Origin of the sequence: Aliiglaciecola sp. CAU 1673, assembly GCF_029223185.1 — a bacterium.
Classification (GTDB): domain Bacteria; phylum Pseudomonadota; class Gammaproteobacteria; order Enterobacterales; family Alteromonadaceae; genus Bowmanella.
The window spans coordinates 110,955-137,479 of sequence record NZ_JARHUG010000002.1; the positions used below are offsets into that span (position 1 = coordinate 110,955).

The window sequence follows — 26,525 nt, forward strand, 5'->3', positions numbered from 1 at the left end:
ACGATGCAACAACAACCCGTAATTTCGATGCAAGGTGTAACCTTTGGTTGGGAGAAATCCCCCATTCTTGATATTCCCGATTGGACTGTGAGCAAGGGCCAGCGTGTGTTTTTGTACGGACCCTCCGGCAGTGGTAAGTCGACCTTATTAAACCTGTTAAGCGGTATTCTCAGTCCCTGGCAGGGACAAATCTGCATTCTGGAGCAAGATCTTAGCCGAATGAAAGCCGGGGCCAGGGATCGCTTTCGAGCCAGACACTTGGGCATGGTCTTTCAGCAGTTTAATTTACTGCCTTATCTAAGCGTAAGGGACAATATTGCACTGGCCCACTATTTCAGTCCGGAAAGCAACGACGATCCCTCTTGGCTGCGTCATATATTGGAGCGCCTAGGACTCACTGAAGAACTACTGGCACGTAAAGCCAGCGATTTAAGCGTGGGTCAGCAACAGCGGGTAGCTTTGGCGAGGGCCTTGTTGAATCGCCCGGAATTGATTATTGCCGATGAGCCTACCTCTGCACTGGACACTGAGTTACGCGATCAATTTATGCAGTTGTTACTCAGCTGCGTTAAAGAAACCCAATCTACAGTTATATTTGTGAGCCACGATCGCTCGTTGGCCGAGTACTTTGATATTCACCAGGACTTGCGTGCTTTGGGTAAAGCCCAGGAGGCGCAGCCATGCTAATGCGCATCGCTACTGCCAGCTTGTGGAATCGGCGTCTGACGGTGTTATTGACGGTTATCTCCATTGCTGTCTCCGTTTTCATTATGCTGGGTGTGGATCATCTGAAAAATGAACTTCGAAGCAGCTTTGGTCGCACTGTCTCTGGGGTGGATTTGATTGTGGGGGCCCGAACCGGGCCAACCAATTTATTGCTGTATTCGGTATTTCGAATTGGCAATGCGACCAACAATATTTCCTGGCAAAGCGTGCAAACCCTCAGTCAGTCAAAGGAAGTGGCCTGGTCGGTGCCTATCTCTTTGGGGGACTCCCACAAAGGGTATCGGGTGATGGGCACCACCGCCGATTACTTCACCCATTTTAAATACGGGGCCAAGCAACCCCTCGAATTTGCCCAAGGCCACCGTTTTGACGGTGAACAGCAAGTGGTGCTGGGCGCTGAGGTGGCGAGCAAATTGGGTTATTCGATTGGTGATAGCATTGTGCTGTCTCACGGCAGCGGCAGTGTTAGCTTCACCCATCATGATCGCTATCCTTTTATCGTGAGCGGTATCTTAGCGGCGACCGGCACACCGGTTGATCAAACCCTGCATGTCAGCTTGGGCTCGATTGAACTGGTGCATAGCTCGGGGGGGCATGCAAATCATGCCGAAGAAGATCACGACCATGAAAGTACAATTCATGAACATAAGGCACATGACGCGCTAACACCAGAATCGGTGACGGCGTTATTGGTGGGACTGAAATCCCGCCTTGGGGTGCTGACCTTTCAGCGCAAGGTTAATCAATTTGCCGACGAACCCTTACTGGCGATTCTACCTGGCGTGGCGCTTTCTGAGCTATGGCAGATGATGGGGATGGCGGAGCGGGCATTGGCATTAATTGCACTATTGGTGCTGATTGCCAGTCTGCTTGGCATGACCACCATGCTGCTGGCCTCAATGAAAGAAAGAGAGCGGGAAATTGCGGTGCTGCGTGCTATCGGCGCCCATGCCAATTTTGTATTGCTGCTGATTGAGTTGGAGGCCATTTTGATTGCTTTGGCCGGGGCGCTGCTCGGTTATCTTAGTCTGGCCGGCCTGCTCACCGGATTACAACATTGGATTGCCGGTCGTTTCGGCTTGTTTGTGGGAGGCCTGCCATTATCCGGCTCAACTCTGGCGTATTTGGGACTGATTGTCGGTCTTGCTGCTTTATTGGCGTTGGTTCCGGCGATACTGTCCTATCGCAGTGCCTTATCCAGGGGACTTAGCGTCAGAACGTGATGAGCTTTGTATTAACGGCCTGTCAGCACATCAATGCTGGTATGGCCGCACGCCTCTGCTAATAGTGCCGCCTGCCGTTCTTCTTCATTTAAGATACCCACAAGTGGGGTCTGGCGCCTGAGTTTGCGCATTCTCGGGCTGTCTTCCAGCAGGGCGGCCTTGGTGAGTTCGGGTTTGTCCTGCAGGTATTCCAATGCACAGAACCACGTCAGGTAGGCGCCATGGCGCATTTTTCCCATTTCCCTGCGGCGCTCTAAGGTATCCATTACCTGTGACAATAACTGTGGCTGCGCAATCAGCTTCTCCAGTATGGCGCTGTGTAGCACCAGGATCTGACGATCGATATTTTCGTCTTTGATACCGCCTCGGCGCTGCGAAAAAGCCTGGTCTTTGTTGTGTCTGCGTATCATCTTAGTAAAGGGCGTAACATGGCCTCCAGGCCATTGAGTTTTACTTCATATATCAGCGCTAACTGTCTGCCTAGTTTGCCATCAGGAAAGCCTTGCTTGTTGAACCACACCAGATACGGCTCAGGCAGTTCGAGTAATTTGCGGCCGGCATATTTACCAAAGGGCATGGTTTGATTGATGGCCTCCATCAATTCTTGTGTTTGCATACTCAGGACGGCTCTTCATCACGCTGCTGTTGCTGGCTTTGCCAAAGCCCCGCATAAACACCACGGGCGGTAAGTAATGAACGGTGATCGCCCTGTTCAACAATACGGCCCTGGCGCATCACTAATATTTTGTCGGCATCTTGTACGGTGGAGAGGCGATGGGCGATCACCAGGCTGCTATGGCCTTTGGCTATCTCGCGCAGGGCACGCAGGATACTGCCTTCGGATTGACTATCCAGTGAAGAGGTGGCTTCATCGAACACCATAATGGGCGGTCGCTTGAGAATGGCGCGGGCAATGGCCACCCGCTGCTTTTCACCGCCGGATAGCTTAAGGCCTCGCTCGCCCACTTTTGTGTTGTAGCCATCTGGCAATGACTGAACAAAATGCTCCAGATGCGCCAAGCGAATCGCCTCTTTTACCTCTTCTTCAGTGGCTGAAGGGCGAGCGTAATGCACATTTTCCAGAATACTGTCGTTAAACAGCACGGTATCCTGAGGCACGATACCTATGGCTTTGCGTAAGCTGTGCTGGTCGACATTGCGAATATCCTGGCCATCGATCAGGATCTTACCTTGGCTTACATCATAAAAACGAAACAGGAGCTTCACCAGGGTGGATTTACCGGCGCCCGATTCACCTACTACGGCCACTTTTTGGCCAGGCTCAATGCTAAAACTGACATCCTGCAAAATCGGTCGGTCGGCGCGATAGTCAAAACTCACATCTTGAAACTCGATACGGCCTTGGCTCACTTTAAGCTGTGGCGCATCGGCAGCATCTTCAATCTTGGGCTGCTGTTTTAACAGCTTAAAGAGATTCTCGATATTGGCCAACGAGCCGCGGATTTCCCGGTATACAAAACCCAGAAAGTTAAGCGGCATAAAGATCTGCATAGTAAAGGCGTTGATCAGCACAAAATCCCCCAAGGTCATACGACCTTCGGCCACATTGTTGGCCGCCAGCCACATCATGGCTGTCATGGCACAGGCAATCACAAGTGCCTGCCCACCGTTCAGGGCAAAAAGTGATAATCGATTTTTGCGCCGGGCCTCTTCCCAGGTGGCCAGATCCTCATCGTAACGTTTGGCTTCAAAGGCCTCGTTATTAAAATACTTCACCGTCTCATAGTTAAGCAGGCTGTCGATGGCGCGGGTATTAGTGGTGGAGTCAGCTTGGTTGACCTCGCGCACAAACCGGGTACGCCAATTGGTGGCTTTGACAGAGAACCATACGTAGGTGATAACGGATGACAGAATAATAGTGGCAAAGCCCACGCCATATTGATAAAGCAGGATCCCCACCACCATGGCGATTTCCAGCAGGGTAGGGACGATATTAAAGATCATAAAGCGCATCAAAAAGCTGATGCCGCTGGTGCCCCGTTCAATATCCCGCGACAGACCACCGGTTTGGCGATCCAGATGAAAGGCCAGATCCAGGCGATGCAAATGTTCAAATACCTTCAGGCCCAAACGGCGCATCGCGCGCTCGGTCACCCGGCCAAACAAGGCATCACGAATTTCACCGAAAATCACATTGAAAAGTCGCAGCAGGCCATAGGCAATGATCAGCGCCACGGGCACGGCGACCATAGCCGTGGTGGTATCGGCCAGATCCAGATCATCTACCACATGTTTCAGCGCAAAGGGCATGCCGACACTGGCCAGCTTTGCTCCCACCAGACACAGCAGCGCCAGCATCACACGCACACGGAATTCACTCAGATAGGGTAAAAGCTGCAGGAAAATACGCCAATTGACGTCTTGGTCTTGCTCGACGGGAAATCGGTTACGACGCATACATTCTCGGAAGGTTGATTAATGGACTTCTTGCAGGAAGTTTTTGACCTTGTTGTAGCGTTCTTCCTGTTCGTCGCTCAGGTGGCCATTTTCAATGGTGCGGATACAGCGCTCAACAATTTGCCTGGTGCCGTCGACCATACCCTGCTCACGTACTTTCATGGCCAGCGCCTGCAACAAGTTAAGGGCAATGGACGGGTTTTTCGGCATCACGGTGTAGGCCTGCCTGAAGATCTTCAGTGCTTCATCCACGGCACCCTTCTGATAGAGGTCCACGGCAGAGTTGTTGAGATCTTTGGGGGTCTGTTTGATCACCGCCATTTCCCGCTTCTCCTGCTGGATATAGCGCAGGAATATCTCGCCATGGCGAGGATCATGGGTGCAGCGGTGCTCTATTTCGTCCAATACACGCTGGCAACGCTCATGCAGTCCCAGTGCATGAAACAGCTTGGACTTATCCAGTAAATCTTCAAAGTCATCGGTTTCCAGGGTATCGCCGCTGAGTTGCTCAATCAACGCCTGCGCTTTTTCTTTTTCATCCTGCAGGTAGAGCAAACGTGCACTCACTACTTTTATCTGTTCATCCAATTCGGCTTTGGGAAATGTACTGTGGAATTGGCGGATATATTCGTTGGCCTGTTTTACCAGTCCTGCGGTTTCCGAATCATCTGAGGTCATCGCATAGTCAATACCAGCGCGGGCCACATTGATGTAATTTTGCGGCTTGTCATGGATGGAATGCTTGGCGTATTTAACAATACGCTTGGCCGCTTCAAACTGGGTCTGATAATCGTGGGTAAGCCGGGAAAGATCGATGGCGTTGCGATGGCGGCGCAAATTGCGAGGGGAGATCTCTGCGGCCATCAATACCGCTTCCAGAGCGGCTTCGAAATCTTCCTGTTTAACGTTTAAGGCGTATAGCAAATCATAAGCCATTAGCTGTGAGTCAGGCTTAAACGCCAGTCTTAGGATCAGCCGCTCGGCTTCTTCATCTTCGTTCAACTTTATCAGCGCATTGACCAAGCCCAGTTGTGCCCAGCTAAAAGGTTGCACATTAATAATGGCTTCATAAAAGCTTTTGGCTTCCTTTATTTGCCCGCAGGCAGTCAGCAGTTCGCCTTTGGTTTTTAAGGCCAAAGGAAAAAACTCTGCATTACTGGGGGTGGTCAGAAAATTCTCCACTTCTTCCAAGGCAGCAAAATAGTCTTCTTTCTCCATTAACTTATAGATAGGACGCAGGGCGGCCTTACGGGTTAATACCCGGGTTAGTCGCTTATCCAACTCGCGCACGCTGAAAGGTTTGGCCAGGAAGTCATCCGGCTGCAGTTCAATAATGCTGTGTACCAGTTCAGAGGTGGTATCGGCACTGATAAAAATGAAGGCAGTGGAAAGGGGCAGGGCATGACTGCTTTTCAACTGGTCATAAAGATAAAAGCCGTCTTGATCTTTTTTAAGGTTGTAGGAGCAAACAATAAGATCGAAGTGTGTTTCTTCAATTTTCTTCAGGGCAAAAGCTGCCCTGTCCACATAACTGACATCGCGAAACCCAAGCTCTTCCAGGGAATACTTCATATAGCCCTGTGCCAGCACCTGATCATCCACAATCAGCACTTTGCAGGCTTTTGCCAGTTTCTCATCCATCGGACCGACCTTTTTAGACTCCTAGAGCACTACTTTAGGCCGAATAGACCTTAGTGTGAATAGGTAAATCGTTACAAGTGACCAGTAAAGTATGAAGTGGCTGATGCTAAGAAGAGCGAGTTTTCAGGAGAAATTACATGTGTGGTGTAGGTACTGAAGAATGTCTTAAAGGAGAAAACGCTGGGCCCGAAGCGGTGGTACCGGTTTGAGTATAGAGAACGGGAGGTGCTTGCACCGCATAATTTTATAAAGGAAAAAAGAGAAATGGTGGATGGTACTGGGTTCGAAGCAGTGATGCCCGTGTGAGTAAAGACAACGGGAGGTGCTTGCACCGCATTATTTTATAAAGGAAAAAAGAGAAATGGTGGATGGTACTGGGTTCGAACCAATGATGCCCGTGTGAGTAACGAGAACGGGAGGTGCCTGCACCGCATTATTTTATAAAGGAAATAAAGAGAAATGGTGGATGGTACTGGGTTCGAAGCAGTGATGCCCGTGTGAGTAACGAGAACGGGAGGTGCCTGCACCGCATTATTTTATAAAGGAAATAAAGAGAAATGGTGGATGGTACTGGGTTCGAACCAGTGACCCCCGTGTGAGTAATGAGAACGGGAGGTGCTTGCACCGCATTATTTTATAAAGGAAAAAAGAGAAATGGTGGATGGTACTGGGTTCGAACCAGTGACCCCCGTGTGAGTAAAGACAACGGGAGGTGCTTGCACCGCATGATTTTATAAAGGAAAAAAGAGAAATGGTGGATGGTACTGGGTTCGAAGCAGTGATGCCCGTGTGAGTAAAGACAACGGGAGGTGCTTGCACCGCATTATTTTATAAAGGAAATAAAGAGAAATGGTGGATGGTACTGGGTTCGAACCAGTGACCCCCGCCTTGTAAGGGCGGTGCTCTCCCAGCTGAGCTAACCATCCACGAGAGAGAAGTGCAGAAGGAGTGGTGGATGGTACTGGGTTCGAACCAGTGACCCCCGCCTTGTAAGGGCGGTGCTCTCCCAGCTGAGCTAACCATCCGTATCCTTTCGCCTTACCGCGTTTGCCCCGGTAAGTGGAGGCGTATTATAGGGAGGCTTCGAACCCTGTCAACAGTATTTTCAAAATGTCTGTTCAAGTGGGTGAATAATCACCAATAGGGTGAAAATATCTGCATATTGTGGTTTTTCCAGGCGAACTCTAAGGCATTATCCACGATCCGCACATAGCGAGCATGGGCAAGTGGGGCTTTGGCTGCTAAAATGCCGCCACTTTTTTCAATAGGACCCTATGAATGAGCACTGTGACCCGATTCGCCCCCAGCCCCACGGGCTATTTGCACGTAGGCGGCGCCCGTACCGCACTTTATTCCTGGTTATATGCCAAAAAGCAAGGCGGCAAATTTGTACTGCGAATTGAGGACACAGATGTAGAACGTTCCACCCAGGCAGCCATCGACGCCATTTTAGAGGGCATGAACTGGCTGGGACTGGATTGGGATGATGGCCCTTACTACCAAACCAAACGTTTCGATCGTTACCGTGAAATCATTGGTCAGTTGGTCGAGCAAGGTAAAGCCTATAAATGCTATTGCTCCAGAGAGCGTTTGGAAGCTCTGCGTGAAGATCAAATGGCTAAAGGCTTAAAGCCCAAGTATGACGGTAAGTGCCGTCATGGCGTGGATGAGAAAGCCCATGCCGGTCAGTCTTTTGTGGTGCGTTTTAAAAATCCTGAAGACGGCTCAGTGATTATCAATGACCATATCCGTGGACGTATTGAAATTGCCAACGCCGAACTGGACGACCTGATTATTCTGCGCAGCGACAACACGCCGACGTACAACTTCTGTGTGGTGGTGGATGACTGGGATATGGGCATTACCCATGTGGTACGTGGTGAAGACCATATCAACAATACACCGCGCCAAATCAATATCCTCAAAGCCCTGAATGCACCATTGCCGGAATATGCCCATGTGTCGATGATCCTGGGCGATGACGGTAAGAAGTTATCTAAACGTCACGGCGCCGTTTCTGTAATGCAATACCGTGACGACGGTTTCCTGCCACAGGCGCTACTTAACTATCTGGTGCGTTTGGGTTGGTCCCATGGAGACCAGGAAATCTTCAGTCGTGAAGAAATGATTTCGTTGTTTAGTCTGGATGCTATCGGTCAGTCTGCCTCGGCGTTTAACACCGATAAGCTGATTTGGTTAAACCAACATTACATTAAGACTTTACCTGGAACTGAGGTGGCGGCCCATGCCAAGTGGCACTTTGAGCAGCAAGGCATAGATGTTAGCCAGGGGCCGGCCCTTGAAGCGGTCATTGCTATTCAGGCGGACAGGGTGAAAACCTTGAAGGAGCTGGCCGAGGTCAGTCGCTATTTCTACGAAGAATATGAAGAGTTCAATGAAGATGCTGCCAAAAAGCATCTGCGTCCGGTAGCCGCCGAAGCGCTTGAGAAAGCGAAAGAAAAGCTTCTGGCAGTGCAAGAATGGAACGTGGGAAACCTGCACCAAGCGATCAATGCCGCGGCTGAAGAACTAGGCGTTGGCATGGGCAAAGTAGGGATGCCGCTTCGTGTTGCTATTACCGGCAGTGGTAATTCTCCCTCCTTGGACATCACCTTAAATTTGCTTAACAAGCAGCAAGTTGAGCGTCGAATAGACAAGGCGCTTAAATATATAGCAAACAGAGCTGAGGCCTAAAAAAAACCGTTGACAGAAATAGGGGGCGTGCCTAGAATGCGCCCCGCTGTAACGGAACGGCACTTTTAAGAAAGTCGGGGCTATAGCTCAGCTGGGAGAGCGCTTGCATGGCATGCAAGAGGTCGGCGGTTCGATCCCGCCTAGCTCCACCAAATTTTACGTCAGTGCGATAAGTGTTGACCAGTTACCCAGCCTAGTGGGTAGCGACAGAAAAAAAGATTCTGGGAGGACAAGGTCGCTCGGTTCGCCGGCTCACCTCGCCTCACAGAATTGTATCGAAACAGTGTTTCGATAAGCAGGAATTCTGTCCCCTTCGTCTAGAGGCCTAGGACACCGCCCTTTCACGGCGGTAACAGGGGTTCGAATCCCCTAGGGGACGCCAATTTTCGAAGTGTACGCCGTACTGAAATCCTAGGGTGAGAAGCCCTGCGGTTCGACAAAATGCCAAAGGCATTTTGAACGTCAGAAAGCGCATAGTGCTTGATGATGGTCAGGAGGTGAAATGCAATGCATTTCATAATTCCCTGGGGTGTCGCGTCATAACGGCAAAATTTGGGGCTATAGCTCAGCTGGGAGAGCGCTTGCATGGCATGCAAGAGGTCGGCGGTTCGATCCCGCCTAGCTCCACCAAATTTTACGTCAGTGCGATAAGCACTGACCAGTTACCCAGCCTAGTGGGTAGCGACAGAAAAAAGATTCTGGGAGGACAAGGTCGCTCGGTTCGCCGGCTCACCTCGTCTCACAGAATTTTATCGAAGCAGTGCTTCGATAAGCAAAATTCTGTCCCCTTCGTCTAGAGGCCTAGGACACCGCCCTTTCACGGCGGTAACAGGGGTTCGAATCCCCTAGGGGACGCCATATTTAGGACTTAAGGTCACGCTATTGTTAACAGGCGTCACCAACGGGGAAAGAATCCCCGGGTTCGACAAAAATGCCTGGAGCATTTTTGAACGTCGGTCACGACGGCCCAAAGGGCGAAATACAGGAAGTATTTCGTAATTCCTTTGACAATAGTTACCCAGCCTAGTGGGTAACGGCAGAAACTGTAAGACGAATAATGCCGCTCACTTCGCATGGCTACGTTCGCCTTACAGAAAATCTGCGAAGCAGTGCTTCGCAAAGAAGATTTTCTGTCCCCTTCGTCTAGAGGCCTAGGACACCGCCCTTTCACGGCGGTAACAGGGGTTCGAATCCCCTAGGGGACGCCAATAAATAAAAAGGCCCCGCTCGAAAGAGCGGGGCCTTTTTATTTATTGTTTTCCTTGATGGGGTGAGAACCCCCAGGGTTCGACCACAACGCCTGGAGCGTTGTGGGACAGCTTTTAGCTGGCCGCGAAGCGGCAAAGTACAGGAAGTACTTTGCAATCCCCTCTAAAAGGCCGTTCCCTACTTCAAACGAAAGAGCGGGGCCTTTTTATTTATCGGTTTCCTTGATGGGGTTAGACCAATTCGCCTGGAGCGAATTGGAACGCACGAGAGTGCGGCCCGGCAGGGTGAGGGCATGGAGAGCCCGAATAGCCCTTCGGGTTCGACAAAAATGCCAGGAGCATTTACTCATCTCATCCCTGAGATTCGCCGTAAACGGCCAGCTTTTAGCTGTTCAAATTGTTTCCTGAACAATTTGTCAGAACGTCGCCTTAGCGACGACCCGAAGGGTGAAATACAAGGATGTATTTCATAATCCCCTGCAAAAGGCCGCTCCATATTGCAAACGAAAGAGCGGGCATTCAAAACAGAAACTTCCCCAACCCCAATCCCATCAGGCACAATACCCCTAATAACAATCCCAGGAAGATCCCATGTCCAATCTAAGCCCCGAACAATTACAAGCCAAAACTCCGGAAGACAGGGCTGAGTACCTTTTCGAGCTCCTTCTTAGAGAGGGGAAATGCTGGGCGTTGGAGGGGCCGATGGGCTGGGTAATGTTAAGTGCCCAAGGCGATGCCTGCACGCCGTTGTTCCCCGATACCGAATCTGCCACGGCTTGGGCGGCGCAGCAGTACCCTGAAGCTAAACCCAAAACCGTTAGTTTGGATGAGTTGCAGAAGCGTTGGTTTCCCCTTTGGCAGGAGGATGAGGTGATGATCATGCTGTTTCCTCTGGCCAATGAAGAGGAAGGCGTGGTCGCGCATATTCGGGAGCTAATAGAAGCCATTGCAGAGGAACAGGCTAAGTAATGCCGATGGGACTTGGTTGCAGCAATGCAACCTTAAATGTGTATGTAGCTAATCCTCCGCCGGTGTGGCCCCTGCCCAATAAAAGTGGATTGCACTGTGCGCAGCCAGGTGAGCTGGAGAGTATTATCCAGCAATGCGGTAATGGTTGGCGAAAGCTCTTCAGTATCTACGCAAAACTGGTGTTTTCCCTGGCTGCCAAAGGTGTGGACTTGAGGCAAAATCAACCTAACTGGCAGGACTACAAGACAAAATTGTTATTGCAGCCGGGCTCTGCAACGGCCTTGTACTTTGATGCCAATAAATTGCAAAGCGGCCAGATTAAAATCATCGCAGGTCGTCAGCATGCCAGAGTGCTCGACAAAGCCTTATCGCTTAATTTGCGTTGGCTGGATCATGAATTTGCTTTATGCGAGCAAAAGGCGATAGTGGTTTGTCCCTTTTTTGACTATCGCCAACTCACCAATGAAAAAATAGAGCGTCTCAGCACACTGATTATCTCATTACTGCAGGTTCAGTCTGAAGACAGGGTGGCAGGCTGGGGCGCATGAGCCGCTTTAGAACTTTGTTTGAAATAGCGCAATAGCAGAAACCGCCCAGACAGCACCATCAAACCGCTGATAAAAATGCTCCAACTCGGGCCAAAAAGTGCGACAGCGCCACCGATCAAAGCGATGAGCACATTGGCCAGGAAGAATGTGCTGGTTAACAAGCCCATCAGTTTTCCTTGTCCTAATTCTGAAAAACGATCACTGACGTAAACCGGCAACAAACCGTTGTATGTGGCAATCAGCGCGCCGGTAATAAAAAAGTAGCTGGGGATAACATCAGGCGACAACCATGGCGCCAGTAGCAGGGATACTGCGAGTCCCAACAAAGCCACAGAAATGATGCTCAGGCTGGAAAAGCGTTTTGCCAGTCTCTCTACCACCAGTGCGCTCACCAATACCATTGCCAGGGTTTGCACCGCGGTCATATGGCCGATGCCAATACTGTCGTAATCGTGATCTACTACCAGGTACGGGGCAAAAAACTCATAAAAGCCATTAAGACCCAATGTCAGCAGCAGATAGGCTAAAAATAGCGGTTTAATGGCTGGAAGCTTGAGCAAGGTAAAGGAGTTGTGCTCGGAAATGGCCTTCAGCAGCCCTTTGTTGTAGCCGCTGGCCTGGGCGTGAGACTCCTCTATGGCTATCCATACCAACAACACGGTGAGCATAAGCGCAATAGCTGCAGCATAAAAGGCCGTCTGAGCGCTTATTAGCATCAGATAACCGCCTGCCAGGGGGCCCAACAGCCATCCGCCGTACATCATGGCATAGAGCCAGGAGAAAGCGCGGGTTTTGTCTATAACAGGGTGCAAATCTGCGGCAATAGCGCGGGAGATGGCAATATTGCCTTCACAAATACCGGTGGCAAAGCGGGCCAGCAGGAACAGCGGATAGTGTTCGATGGCAATGGCCCAGCCACTTAACAGGTATCCTAATACGCTAAGGGCGAGACTTATCAGTAATACCGGTTTGCGACCATGCAAATCCGAAAGTGCGCCGATAAAAGAGCCGCCTAACAACATGCCAAGAGGATAAATGGCTAGCACCAGAGCCAGTAATAACTCTTTTGGCCAACCACCAAATTCAGCAAGCGCTGAACCGGATTCACCGAGAAAAAGCGGGGCCAGAATGGGAAAGGGCAGAGCCAGACCAGAGGTACCAAGCAGGTTTACCAGCATCAGGCTAAAAAGGATTAAGTAAGCTCTGGATTTGGTCATGGCAATCGGCATTCGTTTCTCTTGATTAAGGCTATGGTAATGTTTTGATATCGCTTCGCCAAATAAATAAAGTGAAAGCTTTATATAAAGCCGGGTGATGTTGCCGAGCCTTGCTAGGGCAGCAAGGCCAATGCAAAATCCGCCATAAATACCAGTCATCCGAGAATCAGAATAATGCAAACTGAGCCAGAAAACCTTCCACTGAAAGCCGCTCTGCAACAGGCCAAAGGTTGGGATGCTGTGATGAGGGAGTTGATGCTGGCGAGCCTCTCTTTGGCAGTATTAGCGGATAGTGAAAGAACCGAAGATAAGTTACTCGCAGGCTGTGAAAGCCAGGTGTGGCTTGATGTCACCATCAGTCATGATAGGGTCACGCTTAGGGCATTTTCACCCAGTAAGGTAATACGCGGTTTGTTGACAGTGATGTTCGAGCCCTTACAAGGACAGCCAGTTGCCCTGGTATGCGGTTTTGATATGGAGGACTATCTGGAGCAGTTAGGTCTGGCCAGGCACCTTAGTCCGTCGCGCGGAAATGGCTTAAAAGCGGTGATGACCGCCATCAAAAAATCACTCACTTGCGCTTAAGCGCCGGGCGCAGCGCTCTAAATATTTGTCGATGGCCCGGGCGGCCGCCACAAAGCCAAAAGTTCCTGTGACTGCCACACTGGCACCAAAACCAGCGTTACAATCCAGTTTTACACTGCCATCTGGCAGGTTCTTAGTTTCGCAGACAGTGCCGTCTGCTTGCGGGTACTTCAGCTGTTCAGTGGAAAATACACAATCCACGGCGAAGCGACGCTTGGGGTTGGTGGTAAAACCATATTCGCGGCGAAGAATAGAACGTACCTTGGCGGCCAGTGGATCTTGCGTGGTTTTGCTGAGATCTGCCACCTGAACCTGCGTTGGGTCAGTTTGTCCGCCGGCACCACCGACCACCAAAATCGGGATCTTTCGCCTTTTGCAATGAGCCACCATGGCCGCTTTGGCCTGCACTGAGTCGGTGGCATCAATCACATAATCGAAATCGCTCAGAAGGCTACTCAGATTATCCTTGGCGGCAAAATCTTCCACCGCAAGCACCTGGCAATCCGGATTAATTTGGCGTATGCGCTCGGCCATCACCTCTACTTTACTCATCCCCACGGTACTTTGCAGGGCATGAATTTGCCTGTTGGTGTTGGTGACACAGATATCGTCCATATCAATCAGGGTGATATGACCAATGGCGGTACGGGCTAAGGCTTCTGCTACCCATGTGCCAACCCCGCCGATACCGACTACGCAGAACCTGGCTTGCTGCAAAAATCTTGCGGGCATTTCACCATATAGGCGTCTGGTGCCGCCAAATCGTTGTTGGGAATCGGTCATAGGGTTAGTGCTTATTTTGAAAGTCGCGCACTATAGCATAGGCCTGATAACGAGGCAGCAAGCTCCCCCGTGTATTATCTTGTCTCACTGGCAAAAGTCAGCATATGTGCTGTACTTCATCTCCAGGGACGCCTAAGAAAATTTACTCTTTTCAAAAGGTTAATAAGGTCATTTCACGGTGTTGTCCGTGTAATTATGCCAAGGGGATCGGAGCGTATGGATTTTGTTGCAGTATGCTATGGAATTAGCCCTTTATGCTGACTAAGTTTTTCCCCTTATTCGAGTACAGCCCAGTGCCTATGTGGCTGGTCGATCCACAGCAACAAACTATCCTGGACGTTAATCTCGCTGCGGCCGAATTATTGGGCGCCGATAAACAGGTGCTGCAAAAGGAAGGCATGGACGATCTGATGGCAGCTGATGAGTTACAGCGTTTCAAAAGCCGGATTAGATCCTTAACGCAGCCGAATTCGCCAATCGAACGGGAGGTGTTGGGCATATGGGAAGTTAACGCTCATGGTCGGCAAAAAATGGTACAGATTGAGGTTAGCCGGGTTCCCTATGAGCAAGAGTGGCTTTTGCTACTGGTAGCGACTGATGTCAGCGCCAAAGTTGAGGCAGAGCAGGCGGCCCTTGGATTAATTCAGGAATTGGGGCTGGAGCGACTTAAGCTGCAACAAGTGCTTAACTCCATGACCACCGCCGTCATCATCATCGACGAGAAGGGTATTGTGGAAAGTTGTAACCCCAGTACCGAAAAGATCTTCGGTTATCCTCCCGAAGCCGTCATTGGCAAGAATGTCAATGCGCTTATGCCAGAGCCGCATCACAGCGACCACAATGGTTACTTAGAGGCTTACCTTACTACCGGTGTCGCCAAGATCATTGGCAAACCCCGTGAGCTCACGGCCTTGCATAAAGATGGTCACACCTTTCCGATCCTATTGTCCATTGCTGAATTGCCCGAAGGGAAAGAAGGAAAACGCCGGTTTATGGGCAGCTGTGAGGATTTAACACAGTTAAAGCTTCATGAGAAACAGTTGGCCTTAAGTCAGAGGCTGGGAGCCGTGGGGCGACTGGCCAGTGGTGTGGCCCATGACTTTAACAATATTTTAGGAATTATCAGCGGTTACGCTGAGCTTTTGAAAATGGAGTTAGCTGATAATAAGAGCGCCGAGGAGAGTTTGGAGCGTATTTTAACGGCTTGCGAGCGGGCCAACAGTCTGTCCAAAAAATTACTGGAGTTTTCCTCCAATAGGCAGCGACCGGAACAAACTGTGGACTTTAATCAAGTGCTAGAGAATACGAGAGAAATGCTGCTTGAAGCGCTATCCAGAAGCACGCAATTTGAATATGAGCTGAGTGATGAGCCCTGTCTGGCAAAGCTGGAATTGAGTGGCCTAGAAAATGCGTTACTGAATTTGGTGCTAAATGCCAAACAGGCCATGGGAGAACAAGGATGCTGTCGTATCGGCACTAAAGTGGTTCAATTAAGTGAAGAACAGGCCTGGGGGATTGGAGTGGCTGCAGGACGCTATATTGCCTTGCGAGTTGAGGATAACGGCTGTGGGATGGATGCAGAAACCCAACAAAAGATATTCGAACCTTTTTTTACCACCAAAGGAGAGCTTGGTACCGGGCTTGGGCTGGCGCAGGTATATGGTTTTGTGAAACGTTCGCACGGTGGGATCCAAGTGTGTTCGGAGGTCGGCAAAGGCACCGTTTTTGAACTGTATTTCCCTTGCCTGTGTGTCGGCGCCAGGCAGCCAATCATTCCCAGCCCCAAGCCAATAAACATAAAGGTTATGGACAAGCAACAAAGCCGTGGAAAACGCATTTTGCTGGTAGACGATGAAAAGGACATGCTGGAGATGATGAGCACTTTGCTGCAAGCATCGGGTTATCTGGTATACCGCGCACAAAGCGCCAGTCAGGCGATGGCACAGATGATGACCACCCCTATCGACCTGTTGATTGCCGATATTATTATGCCGGGCGTAAGTGGCAAACAGTTAAGCGAACAAGCGATGGCCCTGTATCCACAGTTAAAAGTGATGCTGATGAGCGGACTGGAACAAGAATCGGACCAAACCGAATTGGGGCGTGCGGCGGCGCTGACTAAACCCTTTAGTCAAAAACAGCTATTGGAAAAAACCAGAGCGCTATTGGATGAACAGTAAAAAGCTGGACCAAATACTACCGATGCCAAGTCAAAATTCAATACTGCTGCTTAAATAAATAAATCTCTGAATTGTCGTAGATTTTTTATCCATTTAGACAATAATTTAGTCGACACTTATGGACGGCTCAGGAAAGCTTGCTATGGAATTGTCCACCCCAAACAACCTGCTATTGTACTTTGAAGACGATCAAGCTCTGTCCGAGTTGATTATCAAGGTGCTTAAGGCCAACCAATACGAAGTTGTCCACTATCAACAATTTCCCGAAGACGGGATCCAAGCGATAAAGGACAGGCTGCCCAAAGCTCCTGATGTGGTGTTGCTGGATGTCAAAATGCCTGGCATGGATGGTTACGAAGTCTGTCGCCAGTTGCGGGATGACTATTTGGATGAGAATACGCCCGTCATCTTTGTCTCTGGATTAATTGAGCAAGACGATATTCTCAAAGCTTATGCCGCTGGTGCTGATGATTATCTGACCAAGCCTTTGCGTATGCAGGAACTCCCTCTTCGTATCGAACAGCTGCGCAAGTTGATGCAGCAGCGTAGAGATATAAAAGAGCAGGCCGATATGGCCATGAAAATGGCGTTTGATGCCATGAATGCCTCTTCCGAATTGGGTGACATACTGCGTTTCCAGGAGGCTATCCACGGTGTAAAGCAGTTTTCAGATATTGCGGCGTTGGCTTTTTCGGTCCTGCAAAGCCTGCAGGTACAAGGCGCATTCTTGTTTTTTGCAGGTGATGAAGAGTATTACCGCGATGATGGCCGGGTGGTGAATCTAGAGCGCCAATCCATGCAGGAGGCCAGAGATAAAGGCCGTATCTACAGCTGGAAGCAATTTTCATTCTTCAATTATCAATATTACACCGTGTTGATTCGCGATATGCCTATTCATAACGAAGAACGTTATGGGGTGCTCAAAGATCAGCTTTGCCTGTTGTTTAACGGTATCGATGCGCGCATCGAGTCCATCCTGATCGAGCGCAGCAATGAAGCGAAGCAAAAAAGCAACCGCGAAGTGGCAGCGGCCATTGCTGCTATGGTGCAACAGATTGAAGAAAACAATGCTCTTCAGGCTGAGCGCTTCGAGAAAACCTTTCTGACACTGGAAGCCAATATCAGCACGGAATTGGTACAGTTTAATCTGCTCGAACATGAGGAAAAGGCGTTAACCGACCATATTGCAACTGCTGTGGCCGAAGCATCGGCCCTTTTCGAGGACAGTATGAAAAAGGAAAGGGAATACAAGGCGATTATGACTAAGCTGATTAAACGTTTGCGAGAGTAGATACTGGCAAAGTTGACAGCAGATCTTTGAGCTTATTCCATTTGGCGCAACTGCGAGCACTCTTCTAGAGTTTAATTTCTTTATAAATTCCGGGGTTAACGGTTTGCATAAGTTGATAAAAAATAAGGCGTTAGTGTCAATTCTCCTCGCAACCATCGCCGGTATCTTGTTGGTTTACTTTGGCCTTGGGTATATAGCAGTACCGCTGGTGGCGATTGCCAGTTGGTGGTTCAGCCGGGACCTATCCGAGCAAGCTTCTGCCGCTGAAGATTCAGCACGAGAAGATTTTGAGCGTCAGAAAGGACCTGATAATCGTCATCTGCAATCACTGGCTCATGAGGTGGTACCAGCCTTGGAGGCCTGCGAGAAAAGCATCAAGGATATCCATTCTACGCAGGAAGACGCCATTACCACGCTTGGTCAGGCCTTTGAGAGATTGCAAGTTCTAATGAACCGGCAAGGCGATTGTCTCAAAGCGTTGACCGCAAAAGAGGGGAGTGGCGAATATAGCATCAGTATGCAGGATTTTGCCGTCAATACCGGAGTGCAACTGGATAGATTTATCAAGACCACTGTGGATATGTCGGCTTCCTCCATGGATCTGTTGGAGAAGGTCAACAAAATTTACGAAGCCATGCCGGTGGTGATGAAGGCCCTTAAAGATATTGACGGCATAGCTTCGCAAACCAATCTGTTGGCCCTTAATGCGGCTATTGAGGCGGCTCGTGCCGGTGAAGCTGGGCGTGGCTTTGCGGTAGTGGCTGATGAAGTCAGGGCCTTGTCCAGTCGTTCGGCACAATTCAGTGAAGGCATACAGAAGCAGCTGAGTAGCATCCGCGAGCAGATTGAAACCCTCACCGAGGACGTGGGTAAGGTGGCTTCGCAGGACATCAGCTATGTAATGGATTCAAAAAAGGAAATTCAGGGAGCGTTGGCTGCCATCGTCAACAAGACCGAGGCCGATGCCAAGACCAACAAGGAGGTTGAAAGCATTGCCAAGTCCTTGGAGGAAGCCTTACATCAAGCCATTCGGGGCATGCAGTTTGGCGATATCAACGGCCAAAATCTGCTGTTTATAAAAGATACACTGGCACTGGTACATAAGCATTTGGCTGAATTGGGGCAAACCGAACCCCAGGCCCTGGCTGACCAGTTTCATCAACTATTAGAGCAGATCCGTCGAAGGCAAGATGGCCGCAGAAATCCTGTCTCCTCCTCTTCCATGTCCTCAGGCGACGTGGAGCTGTTTTAGCAAGGAGTAACCCTATGAAAGAAATACACAGCATAAGTTTGCCGGAGCGTTTTGATTTCAGCTGTCATCAGCAATTTACCAAGGAATATCAGGAAGTGTTGGATGAGAAATCGGCCAAGACCATTCAGCTGGATTTTAGCCGGGTCAATTATCTAGACAGCTCTGCGCTGGGCATGATGGTGCTTTTACACCGTAAAGCCTCGGCCCTGAACATTAAAACCAGCCTCAGGGGAGCAAGAGGAACGGCGTTGGATATCCTCAATATGGCCAATATGAAAAAACTCTATCAGTATGACTGAAACGGCCGCTCAGCCTAACACCGTGCTGATCGTTGAAGACAGCAAGGTGTACAGCATGATGTTAAGTGAGTTCCTGCAAAGCAAGGGACTCAGATGTTTGCTGGCGCTGTCTTTAGCGCAAGCCCGTGATTTGCTTAGCCGGCAAAAAGTGGATTGCATGCTGTTGGATCATCATCTTCCTGATGGTGTGGGTGAGTCGCTTCTGGGCTTTATGGCGGAGCGTAACCTCAATATTCCCGTGCTGATGGTCACCGGCGATGATGCTGGAGAGTTGATGCAGGAATGTTTTAAACACGGCGTCAGCGACTTTATGAAAAAGCCCATCAATCTTGAATTGTTGTGGCTTAAACTCAGCCGTTTTTTGTATATGCACAAGCTTCATCATCATGTGCAGGCGCAAAAGTTAGAGCTGGATAAACTGTTGGATGAAAAACACCGTGAGGAAAGGTTGGCTAGGCATGTGTACGAGCATCTTGCCGAAAACAGTCATCACAGTGCCATACACCACAATCTCTTATCATCCAGCTATTTTAGTGGCGATTTGCTGCTGAGCCGTCAGTCTCCCTCGGGTAATTTGTTGATCATGTTGGTGGACGCCACCGGTCATGGTCTTGCCGCAGCCATGTGCATTTTGCCTGTGGTTTCCATCTTTCGCGCAATGGTGGGTAAAGGCTGCTCCCTTTCGTCGTTGGCTTACGAGATGAACCGAAAGCTGTTTCTCGATATGCCGGGTGATCGATTTGTGGCCGCTGTGATGCTGGAGATTGATGTACACCGCCGGGCGGTGCATATCTGGAATGGTGGTATGCCTGAGGTATTGCTGCTGGATGACAATGGTCAGCCATTACAGAGCGTCGCTTCATCTAACATGCCCTTAGGGGCTTTAGAGGCCCATCAATTTGATGCCTCGGTTCAATCTATTAGCCTTGATGGGGTATCGGCCATTTTCTGTTGCAGCGATGGCTTGCTTGAGTGTCCCGATGACCAGGACAAGTGGTTTGGCCGAGAGGATGTATTGAAGCTGTTGGCACAGAATAGCAATGAGGCATTGGTCAGAGAGCTTGAAAGTGCACTTGAGGCCCATCGGCCATCCAAGGACTGGCAGGATGATATCTCCTATTGCTTTGTGGATATCGGCGACATACTCAGTCAGGAACCACCAGATCCAAACGCCGTCAGGGTATCCGGCGAATTTGTGATGGAGCTGAATCTCTGCGGGCCACAAATTCTGGCCATGGATCCACTGGCCAGTCTGGACAAGATCATGAATCAAACCTCTATGGACATTGAGCTTCGTAATAAGGCCTTTACGGTCTGTGCTGAGCTGGTCACCAATGCGACGGATCATGGCATTTTAGGCGTGCCTTCCAGTTTAAAAAACGATGCCGATGGCTTTCTGGTGTACCTGGATAAAAGACAAGAGCGCGCCGCCTCCTTAAGCGAAAAGGATCGTTTGGAAATTCGCTTCGAATGGAAACCGTTAACCCAGGAAATTCACTTGTCCATCCGAGACAGTGGGCCTGGTTATGACCCCAGCAAGCTGGTTAAAGCGAATGAACTGGCGCTTAGCGGCAGGGGATTGGCCTTAGTGAAAAAAATATGCCGGGAGGTGGACTGTCAACCGCCGGGGAATTTCACAAAAGTGGTGTTAAGTTGAGGATAAAATGACAAAACAAGTGTTAATTGTTGATGATTCACCCTCCATCCGCCAAATGGTGGAGGCAACTCTGAAGTCTGCCAGTTATGGGGTGACCGTGGCCAAGGATGGACAGGAAGCCTTTGATATATGTAAAACCAAGCGCTTCGATTTTGTGCTCACCGATCAGAATATGCCGCGTATGGATGGCCTGACCCTGATCAAGTCTCTGCGGACCTTGTCGGCTTTTGCCACGACCCCTATTGTGGTACTGACCACAGAAGCCAGTGATGAAATGAAGGCGCAAGGCCGTGCGGCTGGCGCCACAGGGTGGATGGTTAAACCTTTCGACCCACGTAAGCTGTTGGAAATTGCTGCCAAAGTCATGGGCTAAGGGCAAAGGAAGCCGGTATGTCTATTGATATGGAGCAGTTTCGCGGCGTTTTCTTCGAGGAAAGCCAAGAGCACCTTGCTGAGATGGAACACTTGCTGATGGATTTAGATCCAGAAGCGCCCGATCCTGAGCAGCTCAACAGCATTTTCCGTGCAGCGCACTCCATCAAAGGTGGCAGCGGTATTTTTGGCTTCGATGCGCTGACCGGCCTGACCCATGTGATGGAAAACCTGCTGGATAAGGCGCGTAAAGGTGAAATGCCCATGTCAGTGGCCATTGTTGACAGGCTGCTATCCACCACAGACATCCTGAAATCTATCCTCGCCAGCTACAGCAGTAATACTGAAATAGACTGGGCCAGCATTGAGCAAGGTACCCAGGCATTAGAAGCGATTCTGGGGGCAAAAACACCGGCAAAAGGAGCCGGTTACGCATTATTTGATAGCCCCGTGAAAGCTCCAGGGCCGGCCTATGGCCTGTATGAGAAAACACAACAGGTAAAAGAAAGCGAAGACTTTGGTTTTTTTGAGCCTATAGGCAAAGAAGAGAAGGACGATGGCTTCGGCTTTTTTGAACCTTTGCCTAAGACAGAAAAAGAAGAGGGTTTTGGATTTTTTGAGCCGCCTGCAAAAACAGAAAAAGAGGACGGCTTTGGTTTCTTCGAACCCGTGGCACCGGCTGCTGCAACAATGCAAGCTCCTCCTGCTGCGGCGCCTCCTCTGCCCGAGGAGCCCAAATCTCCACCTAAAACAGCGGATGTTAAAAAGGCAGCTCCGCAAGCAGCCTCTCCTGCATCTGTGGAATCCACCACTATTCGTGTAGACACCCACAAGATTGATGCTTTAGTGAATCTGGTGGGTGAATTGGTGATCACCCAATCCATGCTCAATATGATTGGCAGTGATGATGGGGGCGGCAGTCGTGACAAATTGATGACCGCCCTGAATGAGCTCGAACGTAACACCCGTGAAATTCAGGAAGCGGTGATGTCCATGCGTATGTTACCTATCTCTTTTGTGTTTAACCGATTCCCCCGATTGGTCAGGGATCTGTCAGGCAAGTTGGGTAAGCAGGTGGAACTGACCATTGAGGGGGGCAACACCGAAGTGGACAAAGGGTTGATTGAGAAAATCGTCGATCCACTCACCCATTTGATCCGCAACAGCATCGACCATGGCGTGGAAATGCCGCAAAAGCGGGTTGAAAACGGCAAACCGGCGCAAGGCAATATATTGCTTCGCGCCGAGCAAAAAGGTGGCAGCATTATTATCACTGTCTCTGACGATGGCGGCGGACTCAACCGCGAGCGCATCTTGGCCAAGGCAGAAGAGCAGGGCATTGCAGTGCCGGATTACCCAACCGATCAGCAAGTCTGGCAATTGATCTTTGCGGCCGGCTTTTCCACTGCGGCCGCCGTCACCGACGTCTCCGGTCGTGGAGTGGGCATGGACGTTGTACGCCGAAACATTGAATCACTTGGCGGGCGCATTGAAATTGAATCCAGCGCCGGGCAAGGCTCCAGCTTTGTGATTCGTCTGCCCCTGACGCTGGCCATTGTCGATGGCATGTCGGTGGCGGTAGGCAATCAGGTCTATGTAGTGCCGCTGGTCAATATCATCGAATCCATTCAGCCCGATGAAAGCCAGATTCGCAGTCTTGGTAATGACAAATTGCTGTGGGTCAGGGAGGAGTACTGGCCGATGCTCAATCTCTATCAACATATGGGGCTTGATGGTGCACAGACCGATCCGGCAAAAGGCATTGTGGTGCTGATTGAAAGTGCCAAGAAGCGTTTTGGCTTGCTGGTGGACTCCTTGGTAGGTCAACAACAGGTGGTGATCAAGAGTCTGGAACAACATTACAAACGCATCATGGGGGTGGCCGGTGCCACCATCATGGGGGATGGCAGCGTGGCACTGATTCTTGATGTGGAATCTCTGGCATCCGAAGTGAAGGTTCAAAAGAAGGAGCCGCAAACGTCATGAAGAATGTGGTCAAAGCCTCAGCCATAAGTGATGTGCTGCAAGGCGAGAGCAGAGAGTTTCTCAGCTTTGTGTTGGGGGAAGAGCATTACGCCCTGGACATTATGGCGGTAAAAGAAATCCGCGGTTATGAGCCGGTCACCAAGATTGCCAACGCGCCGCCCTTTATCAAAGGAGTGCTGAATCTTCGAGGCGACATCGTGCCTATTGTCGATTTACGCATGAAATTTAATGTCGGCCAGGCTACTTACAACGAATTTACCATTGTCATCATGCTGATGGTGAAAGGCCGCATAGTGGGCATTGTTGTGGATGGGGTGTCTGATGTGATCAATCTTACCGAAGACGATATCCGGCCACCGCCGGAGTTTGGTGTTGCCTTCGACAGTAAGTATTTATATGGGCTGGCTCAGGTGGGCGAGCAAATGGTGATTTTGGTGAATATCGAAGCCCTGATTTCAAGTGAGGAACTGGGACTGTTCGAAAGCAAGCAAATGACTGGTCAGGAGTGAGACATGAAACTGAGCAAGTGGTTAGATGATTTCAAGCTGTCCCATAAGTTTTTGATGGTGGCGCTGTTATTGGTAGTAGGTATTACCTTACCTGTCTATTCACTCCTTGATATGTCATTGGACAAGCAGTCTCTGACACAGCGGGAGCTAAGTGGCATTAAACCAGCAGTGACCGCCGTTGAGCTACTTAAGGTGTTAACTGAACATCGTGGCATGTCCGGGCGATTGTTGAGTGGTGATACACAGATTGCGGCTTCGTTGAATAGCAAAGCATCCGAGGTAAGCAGCCGATTGGCAGAACTGGGTGACAGCCTGCAAAAACAATTGGCTGATCCACAATTACTAAGAGAGCAGGAAGATGCTTCCAGGATGTGGCGTAGCCTGTCAGCTGCAACCAGTAGTCACACGGTTGAGCAGTCTTTTGCTGAGCACAATGTCTTGGTCAAGGATATCAAAGGGTTATTATCCGATATCGTGCAAAAGTCAGGAATGAATTACGATCCCAAACCTTCCTCTTATCATCTGGCTATGGCGCTCTTTGAACACGCGCCCCATGTGAACAACCTGATTGGACAAATTCGCGGTGCGGGAACCAACGCCTTTTTATCGGGGGTTGCCTCGGACAGAGACAAACAAGCGGTAAGTGGCCTGTTTGGAGAACTCGACTATCCATTGACTGCCTTCGTTAATCAGCTTGAAACGGCAAGCGAATATGATGAAAGCCTGCGAAACTATTTGGGTGAAGTCAGAGAACTCAGCGGCAAGGTACAAGCACTGGAGACCTTGTTACAAACTGAGTTGTTAAACAAAGACATACTGACCTATTCATCCACTCAATACTTCAACGATGTATCTGCCTTAGTGGCCTCTTCAGTGGATTTAGGCAACAGGCTAAGCCGCGAACTGGAAGGACAGTTGTCACGTCGTCTCAGTGATGATAGTGCATCGATGACCCTTAATTTGCTGGCACTGGTCATCTTCCTGGGTGTTGCAGGGGTGGGAGCTTATTGGGTAGCCTCTTCACTTCGTCGTGGTATCGAACAGGCGATCGTGGCTGCAAAGTCTATTGCATCGGGCAACTTTAATGTCCATTTGGACACCGAGCGCAAGGATGAAATTGGCCAACTGAATCTGGCGCTGGATGGGATGAACCAGCAGCTCAGTAGCGCCGCTAATGAGAGCCGGGAGTCGCTCAGGGTTAAACAAGCCCTGGATAATACTTCCTCCAACGTCATGATTGCCGATGTAAGCCGCAAGATTGTGTATATGAACAGCGCGGTGGAAGATATGTTGCGCGGGGTTGAAGAGGAGCTGCGTAAAGTCTTACCCCAATTCTCGGTGGATAAAATAATCGGTTCCAATATGGATATTTTCCATAAGAATCCGGCTCATCAGGCAAGCCTGCTGGATAAGCTTTCCAGCAAATACGAAACCAAAATTCAGGTAGGTAACCTGCAGTTTCGTTTGATTGCTAACCCCATACTCTCTGACTCAGGTGAGCGTATGGGGACGGTGGTCGAATGGCAGGATATCACTGCTGCTATGGTGGAAGAGCGACGTACGACCCGTATCCTCGAAGCCTTAAATGCCACGTCATCCAACGTAATGATTGCCGATGCGGACCGTACCATTATCTATATGAACAAATCCGTTGAGGCCATGCTCAGAAATGTGGAGGGAGAATTGCGTAAGAGTCTGCCGCAATTCTCTGTGGATAAAATCATCAACAATAAGATGGATGTTTTCCACAAAAACCCAGCACACCAGGCTGCATTGCTGGAGCGTTTGCAGGGACGTTATGAAAGCCAGATTAAGGTTGGCAATCTGCATTTCCGTCTGATTGCCAACCCCATCTATGGCAAATCCGGTGAGCGTATAGGCTCGGTGGTGGAATGGCTGGATCGCACGCAGGAGATCATGGCTGAGCAGGAAGTGTCAGGATTGGTCTCTGCTGCTGCAAGAGGGGACTTCAGCAAGAAAATCACCACCGAAGGCAAGGACGGCTTTATGCTGACCATTGCCGAAGGGCTTAACAGCCTGATCAGCACCACCGACAGCGGTCTCAAAGACATTGCCAAAGTGCTGTTGGCGCTGTCCGAAGGGGATTTAACCCAACGTATCCTCAGTGATTACGAAGGCACCTTCGAAGATCTCAAAAACTATTGTAACAATACCGCCGACAAACTCGGCTCCATGATTGGCGATATTCGTGAGGCGACAGATACCATCAGTAGTGCCTCCAGTGAGATTGCCCAAGGCAACTCGGATCTGTCCAGCCGTACCGAGCAGCAGGCCGCCAGTCTGGAAGAAACTGCCTCCAGTATGGAAGAGCTGACCAGCACAGTGCGCCTTAACGCCGAAAACGCCAAACAGGCCAACGGCCTGGCCTCTCAGGCTTCTAATGTGGCAGTAGATGGCGGCAGCCTTATCCAGCAGGTGGTGACCACCATGGCCTCCATCAATGAATCGGCACAGAAGATCAGTGACATTATCGGTGTGATTGACGGAATCGCTTTCCAGACCAATATACTGGCCCTGAATGCTGCCGTTGAGGCGGCCAGAGCCGGTGAGCAAGGTAGGGGATTCGCGGTAGTTGCATCAGAGGTGCGCACTTTGGCTCAGCGTTCAGCGAATGCCGCCAAAGACATCAAAGCACTGATTTCGGACTCGGTGAAGAAGATTGAAAACGGCAACACCTTGGTTAATCAATCCGGCGATACCATGCGTGAAATCGTCAATGCCATTAAACGTGTGAATGACATTATGTCGGAAATTGCCGCAGCTTCTGCTGAACAGGCGTCGGGCATTGATGAAATCGGTAAAGCGGTCACACAGATGGATGAAATGACCCAACAAAACGCGGCATTGGTAGAGGAAGCGGCGGCAGCCTCCGAGAGCCTGCAATCGCAGGCAGCACAACTGGCCAATCAAGTTGCCACCTTTAAAACCAGCGGTGCGATGTTGAGT

At 50.1% G+C, this 26,525-nt stretch carries 20 protein-coding genes, 7 tRNA genes and 2 pseudogenes; 21 read left to right on the forward strand and 8 right to left on the reverse strand.

Translation table 11 applies throughout. From position 1 onward, the window contains the following. The first annotated feature begins 3 nt into the window (after positions 1 to 3). Both P2G88_RS02275 and P2G88_RS02280 read left to right on the forward strand, forming a co-directional pair. A complete protein-coding gene (locus P2G88_RS02275; protein ID WP_275794014.1) occupies positions 4 to 687 on the forward strand; it encodes an ABC transporter ATP-binding protein in 684 nt (227 codons plus the stop codon). Beyond that, positions 681 to 1,949 (forward strand): ABC transporter permease, encoded by a 1,269-nt coding sequence (locus P2G88_RS02280; protein ID WP_275794015.1) that lies wholly within the window; start codon positions 681 to 683, stop codon positions 1,947 to 1,949. Before P2G88_RS02275 ends, P2G88_RS02280 begins: the two co-directional genes overlap by 7 nt. Positions 1,950 to 1,960: 11 nt before the next feature. Here the strand turns inward: P2G88_RS02280 and P2G88_RS02285 are convergent, their stop codons facing one another. The 6 genes from P2G88_RS02285 to P2G88_RS02310 all read right to left on the reverse strand — a co-directional run bounded on the left by P2G88_RS02285 (position 1,961) and on the right by P2G88_RS02310 (position 7,033). Beyond that, positions 1,961 to 2,359 (reverse strand): hypothetical protein, encoded by a 399-nt coding sequence (locus P2G88_RS02285; RefSeq protein WP_275794016.1) that lies wholly within the window; start codon positions 2,357 to 2,359, stop codon positions 1,961 to 1,963. Then, positions 2,356 to 2,565, reverse strand: coding sequence for a DUF3820 family protein (locus P2G88_RS02290; RefSeq protein ID WP_275794017.1), 210 nt, complete (start codon positions 2,563 to 2,565; stop codon positions 2,356 to 2,358). Before P2G88_RS02290 ends, P2G88_RS02285 begins: the two co-directional genes overlap by 4 nt. A gap of 2 nt (positions 2,566 to 2,567) precedes the next feature. Beyond that, positions 2,568 to 4,367, reverse strand: a complete 1,800-nt coding sequence (locus tag P2G88_RS02295; protein WP_275794019.1) for an ABC transporter ATP-binding protein/permease — start codon at positions 4,365 to 4,367, stop codon at positions 2,568 to 2,570. An 18-nt stretch (positions 4,368 to 4,385) separates the two neighbouring features. Beyond that, positions 4,386 to 6,008, reverse strand: coding sequence for a tetratricopeptide repeat-containing response regulator (locus P2G88_RS02300; protein WP_275794021.1), 1,623 nt, complete (start codon positions 6,006 to 6,008; stop codon positions 4,386 to 4,388). A gap of 850 nt (positions 6,009 to 6,858) precedes the next feature. After that, positions 6,859 to 6,934 (reverse strand) — tRNA-Val (locus P2G88_RS02305). Between the two features lie 23 nt (positions 6,935 to 6,957). Beyond that, positions 6,958 to 7,033: transfer RNA gene (locus tag P2G88_RS02310), tRNA-Val, on the reverse strand. Between the two features lie 253 nt (positions 7,034 to 7,286). Between P2G88_RS02310 and gltX the strand changes: the two genes are divergently transcribed. From gltX to P2G88_RS02350, 8 genes are all read left to right on the forward strand, one after another. Next, complete coding sequence (gene gltX, locus P2G88_RS02315) at positions 7,287 to 8,702, forward strand: glutamate--tRNA ligase (protein WP_275794022.1); 1,416 nt, start codon at positions 7,287 to 7,289, stop codon at positions 8,700 to 8,702. A 76-nt stretch (positions 8,703 to 8,778) separates the two neighbouring features. Beyond that, positions 8,779 to 8,854, forward strand: a tRNA-Ala gene (locus P2G88_RS02320). A gap of 154 nt (positions 8,855 to 9,008) precedes the next feature. After that, positions 9,009 to 9,084: transfer RNA gene (locus P2G88_RS02325), tRNA-Glu, on the forward strand. A 172-nt stretch (positions 9,085 to 9,256) separates the two neighbouring features. Next, positions 9,257 to 9,332, forward strand: a tRNA-Ala gene (locus P2G88_RS02330). A 152-nt stretch (positions 9,333 to 9,484) separates the two neighbouring features. Then, positions 9,485 to 9,560 (forward strand) — tRNA-Glu (locus P2G88_RS02335). Between the two features lie 274 nt (positions 9,561 to 9,834). Further along, positions 9,835 to 9,910: transfer RNA gene (locus P2G88_RS02340), tRNA-Glu, on the forward strand. A gap of 591 nt (positions 9,911 to 10,501) precedes the next feature. Further along, a complete protein-coding gene (locus tag P2G88_RS02345) occupies positions 10,502 to 10,879 on the forward strand; it encodes a DUF2750 domain-containing protein (protein WP_275794023.1) in 378 nt (125 codons plus the stop codon). Continuing rightward, on the forward strand, positions 10,879 to 11,427 hold the full coding sequence (locus P2G88_RS02350) for a hypothetical protein (protein ID WP_275794024.1): 549 nt from the start codon (positions 10,879 to 10,881) through the stop codon (positions 11,425 to 11,427). Before P2G88_RS02345 ends, P2G88_RS02350 begins: the two co-directional genes overlap by 1 nt. Here P2G88_RS02350 and P2G88_RS02355 read toward each other — a convergent pair. Next, positions 11,391 to 12,656 (reverse strand): MFS transporter, encoded by a 1,266-nt coding sequence (locus P2G88_RS02355; RefSeq protein WP_275794025.1) that lies wholly within the window; start codon positions 12,654 to 12,656, stop codon positions 11,391 to 11,393. The genes P2G88_RS02350 and P2G88_RS02355 overlap by 37 nt on opposite strands. A 162-nt stretch (positions 12,657 to 12,818) precedes the next feature. Here P2G88_RS02355 and P2G88_RS02360 point away from each other — a divergent pair, with 162 nt between their 5' ends. Continuing rightward, positions 12,819 to 13,229 carry a SufE family protein gene (locus tag P2G88_RS02360; RefSeq protein WP_275794026.1) on the forward strand — a complete coding sequence of 137 codons (411 nt, stop codon included), beginning with the start codon at positions 12,819 to 12,821 and terminating at the stop codon, positions 13,227 to 13,229. Here P2G88_RS02360 and tcdA read toward each other — a convergent pair. Continuing rightward, a complete protein-coding gene (gene tcdA / locus P2G88_RS02365; protein ID WP_275794027.1) occupies positions 13,212 to 14,012 on the reverse strand; it encodes a tRNA cyclic N6-threonylcarbamoyladenosine(37) synthase TcdA in 801 nt (266 codons plus the stop codon). The genes P2G88_RS02360 and tcdA overlap by 18 nt on opposite strands. Before the next feature lie 254 nt (positions 14,013 to 14,266). Here tcdA and P2G88_RS02370 point away from each other — a divergent pair, with 254 nt between their 5' ends. The 10 genes and pseudogenes from P2G88_RS02370 to P2G88_RS02415 all read left to right on the forward strand — a co-directional run. Beyond that, the gene (locus P2G88_RS02370; protein WP_275794028.1) at positions 14,267 to 16,192 is read left to right on the forward strand and encodes a PAS domain-containing sensor histidine kinase; all 1,926 of its coding nucleotides are present in this window, start codon (positions 14,267 to 14,269) and stop codon (positions 16,190 to 16,192) included. 142 nt (positions 16,193 to 16,334) lie between these two features. Continuing rightward, on the forward strand, positions 16,335 to 17,483 hold the full coding sequence (locus tag P2G88_RS02375) for a response regulator (RefSeq protein WP_275794029.1): 1,149 nt from the start codon (positions 16,335 to 16,337) through the stop codon (positions 17,481 to 17,483). 133 nt (positions 17,484 to 17,616) lie between these two features. Beyond that, positions 17,617 to 18,735, forward strand: coding sequence for a methyl-accepting chemotaxis protein (locus P2G88_RS02380; RefSeq protein WP_275794030.1), 1,119 nt, complete (start codon positions 17,617 to 17,619; stop codon positions 18,733 to 18,735). A 14-nt stretch (positions 18,736 to 18,749) separates the two neighbouring features. Beyond that, positions 18,750 to 19,034 carry an STAS domain-containing protein gene (locus tag P2G88_RS02385; protein ID WP_275794031.1) on the forward strand — a complete coding sequence of 95 codons (285 nt, stop codon included), beginning with the start codon at positions 18,750 to 18,752 and terminating at the stop codon, positions 19,032 to 19,034. Next, a complete protein-coding gene (locus P2G88_RS02390; RefSeq protein WP_275794033.1) occupies positions 19,027 to 20,691 on the forward strand; it encodes a fused response regulator/phosphatase in 1,665 nt (554 codons plus the stop codon). Before P2G88_RS02385 ends, P2G88_RS02390 begins: the two co-directional genes overlap by 8 nt. Before the next feature lie 7 nt (positions 20,692 to 20,698). Continuing rightward, positions 20,699 to 21,064 (forward strand): response regulator, encoded by a 366-nt coding sequence (locus tag P2G88_RS02395; RefSeq protein WP_275794034.1) that lies wholly within the window; start codon positions 20,699 to 20,701, stop codon positions 21,062 to 21,064. A 17-nt stretch (positions 21,065 to 21,081) separates the two neighbouring features. Then, positions 21,082 to 23,049: a chemotaxis protein CheW gene (locus P2G88_RS02400; protein ID WP_275794035.1), complete on the forward strand. Its 1,968-nt coding sequence runs from the start codon at positions 21,082 to 21,084 to the stop codon at positions 23,047 to 23,049. Next, on the forward strand, positions 23,046 to 23,558 hold the full coding sequence (locus tag P2G88_RS02405) for a chemotaxis protein CheW (RefSeq protein WP_275794036.1): 513 nt from the start codon (positions 23,046 to 23,048) through the stop codon (positions 23,556 to 23,558). The genes P2G88_RS02400 and P2G88_RS02405 overlap by 4 nt, the downstream gene beginning before the upstream one ends. Positions 23,559 to 24,506: 948 nt before the next feature. After that, positions 24,507 to 24,695: pseudogene (locus P2G88_RS02410) on the forward strand (HAMP domain-containing protein); the annotation flags it as partial. Positions 24,696 to 24,704: 9 nt separating this feature from the next. Beyond that, a pseudogene (locus P2G88_RS02415) lies at positions 24,705 to 26,504 on the forward strand (methyl-accepting chemotaxis protein); the annotation flags it as partial. Between the last annotated feature and the right edge of the window lie 21 nt (positions 26,505 to 26,525).

Bases quoted from the DNA above. Each gene is read 5' to 3' on its own strand.
- P2G88_RS02275 (WP_275794014.1), top strand. From the start codon at position 4: ATGCAACAACAACCCGTAATTTCGATGCAAGGTGTAACCTTTGGTTGG.
- P2G88_RS02280 (WP_275794015.1), top strand. From the start codon at position 681: ATGCTAATGCGCATCGCTACTGCCAGCTTGTGGAATCGGCGTCTGACG.
- P2G88_RS02285 (WP_275794016.1), bottom strand. From the start codon at position 2,359: ATGATACGCAGACACAACAAAGACCAGGCTTTTTCGCAGCGCCGAGGC.
- P2G88_RS02290 (WP_275794017.1), bottom strand. From the start codon at position 2,565: ATGCAAACACAAGAATTGATGGAGGCCATCAATCAAACCATGCCCTTT.
- P2G88_RS02295 (WP_275794019.1), bottom strand. From the start codon at position 4,367: ATGCGTCGTAACCGATTTCCCGTCGAGCAAGACCAAGACGTCAATTGG.
- P2G88_RS02300 (WP_275794021.1), bottom strand. From the start codon at position 6,008: ATGGATGAGAAACTGGCAAAAGCCTGCAAAGTGCTGATTGTGGATGAT.
- gltX (WP_275794022.1), top strand. From the start codon at position 7,287: ATGAGCACTGTGACCCGATTCGCCCCCAGCCCCACGGGCTATTTGCAC.
- P2G88_RS02345 (WP_275794023.1), top strand. From the start codon at position 10,502: ATGTCCAATCTAAGCCCCGAACAATTACAAGCCAAAACTCCGGAAGAC.
- P2G88_RS02350 (WP_275794024.1), top strand. From the start codon at position 10,879: ATGCCGATGGGACTTGGTTGCAGCAATGCAACCTTAAATGTGTATGTA.
- P2G88_RS02355 (WP_275794025.1), bottom strand. From the start codon at position 12,656: ATGCCGATTGCCATGACCAAATCCAGAGCTTACTTAATCCTTTTTAGC.
- P2G88_RS02360 (WP_275794026.1), top strand. From the start codon at position 12,819: ATGCAAACTGAGCCAGAAAACCTTCCACTGAAAGCCGCTCTGCAACAG.
- tcdA (WP_275794027.1), bottom strand. From the start codon at position 14,012: ATGACCGATTCCCAACAACGATTTGGCGGCACCAGACGCCTATATGGT.
- P2G88_RS02370 (WP_275794028.1), top strand. From the start codon at position 14,267: ATGCTGACTAAGTTTTTCCCCTTATTCGAGTACAGCCCAGTGCCTATG.
- P2G88_RS02375 (WP_275794029.1), top strand. From the start codon at position 16,335: ATGGAATTGTCCACCCCAAACAACCTGCTATTGTACTTTGAAGACGAT.
- P2G88_RS02385 (WP_275794031.1), top strand. From the start codon at position 18,750: ATGAAAGAAATACACAGCATAAGTTTGCCGGAGCGTTTTGATTTCAGC.
- P2G88_RS02390 (WP_275794033.1), top strand. From the start codon at position 19,027: ATGACTGAAACGGCCGCTCAGCCTAACACCGTGCTGATCGTTGAAGAC.
- P2G88_RS02395 (WP_275794034.1), top strand. From the start codon at position 20,699: ATGACAAAACAAGTGTTAATTGTTGATGATTCACCCTCCATCCGCCAA.
- P2G88_RS02400 (WP_275794035.1), top strand. From the start codon at position 21,082: ATGTCTATTGATATGGAGCAGTTTCGCGGCGTTTTCTTCGAGGAAAGC.
- P2G88_RS02405 (WP_275794036.1), top strand. From the start codon at position 23,046: ATGAAGAATGTGGTCAAAGCCTCAGCCATAAGTGATGTGCTGCAAGGC.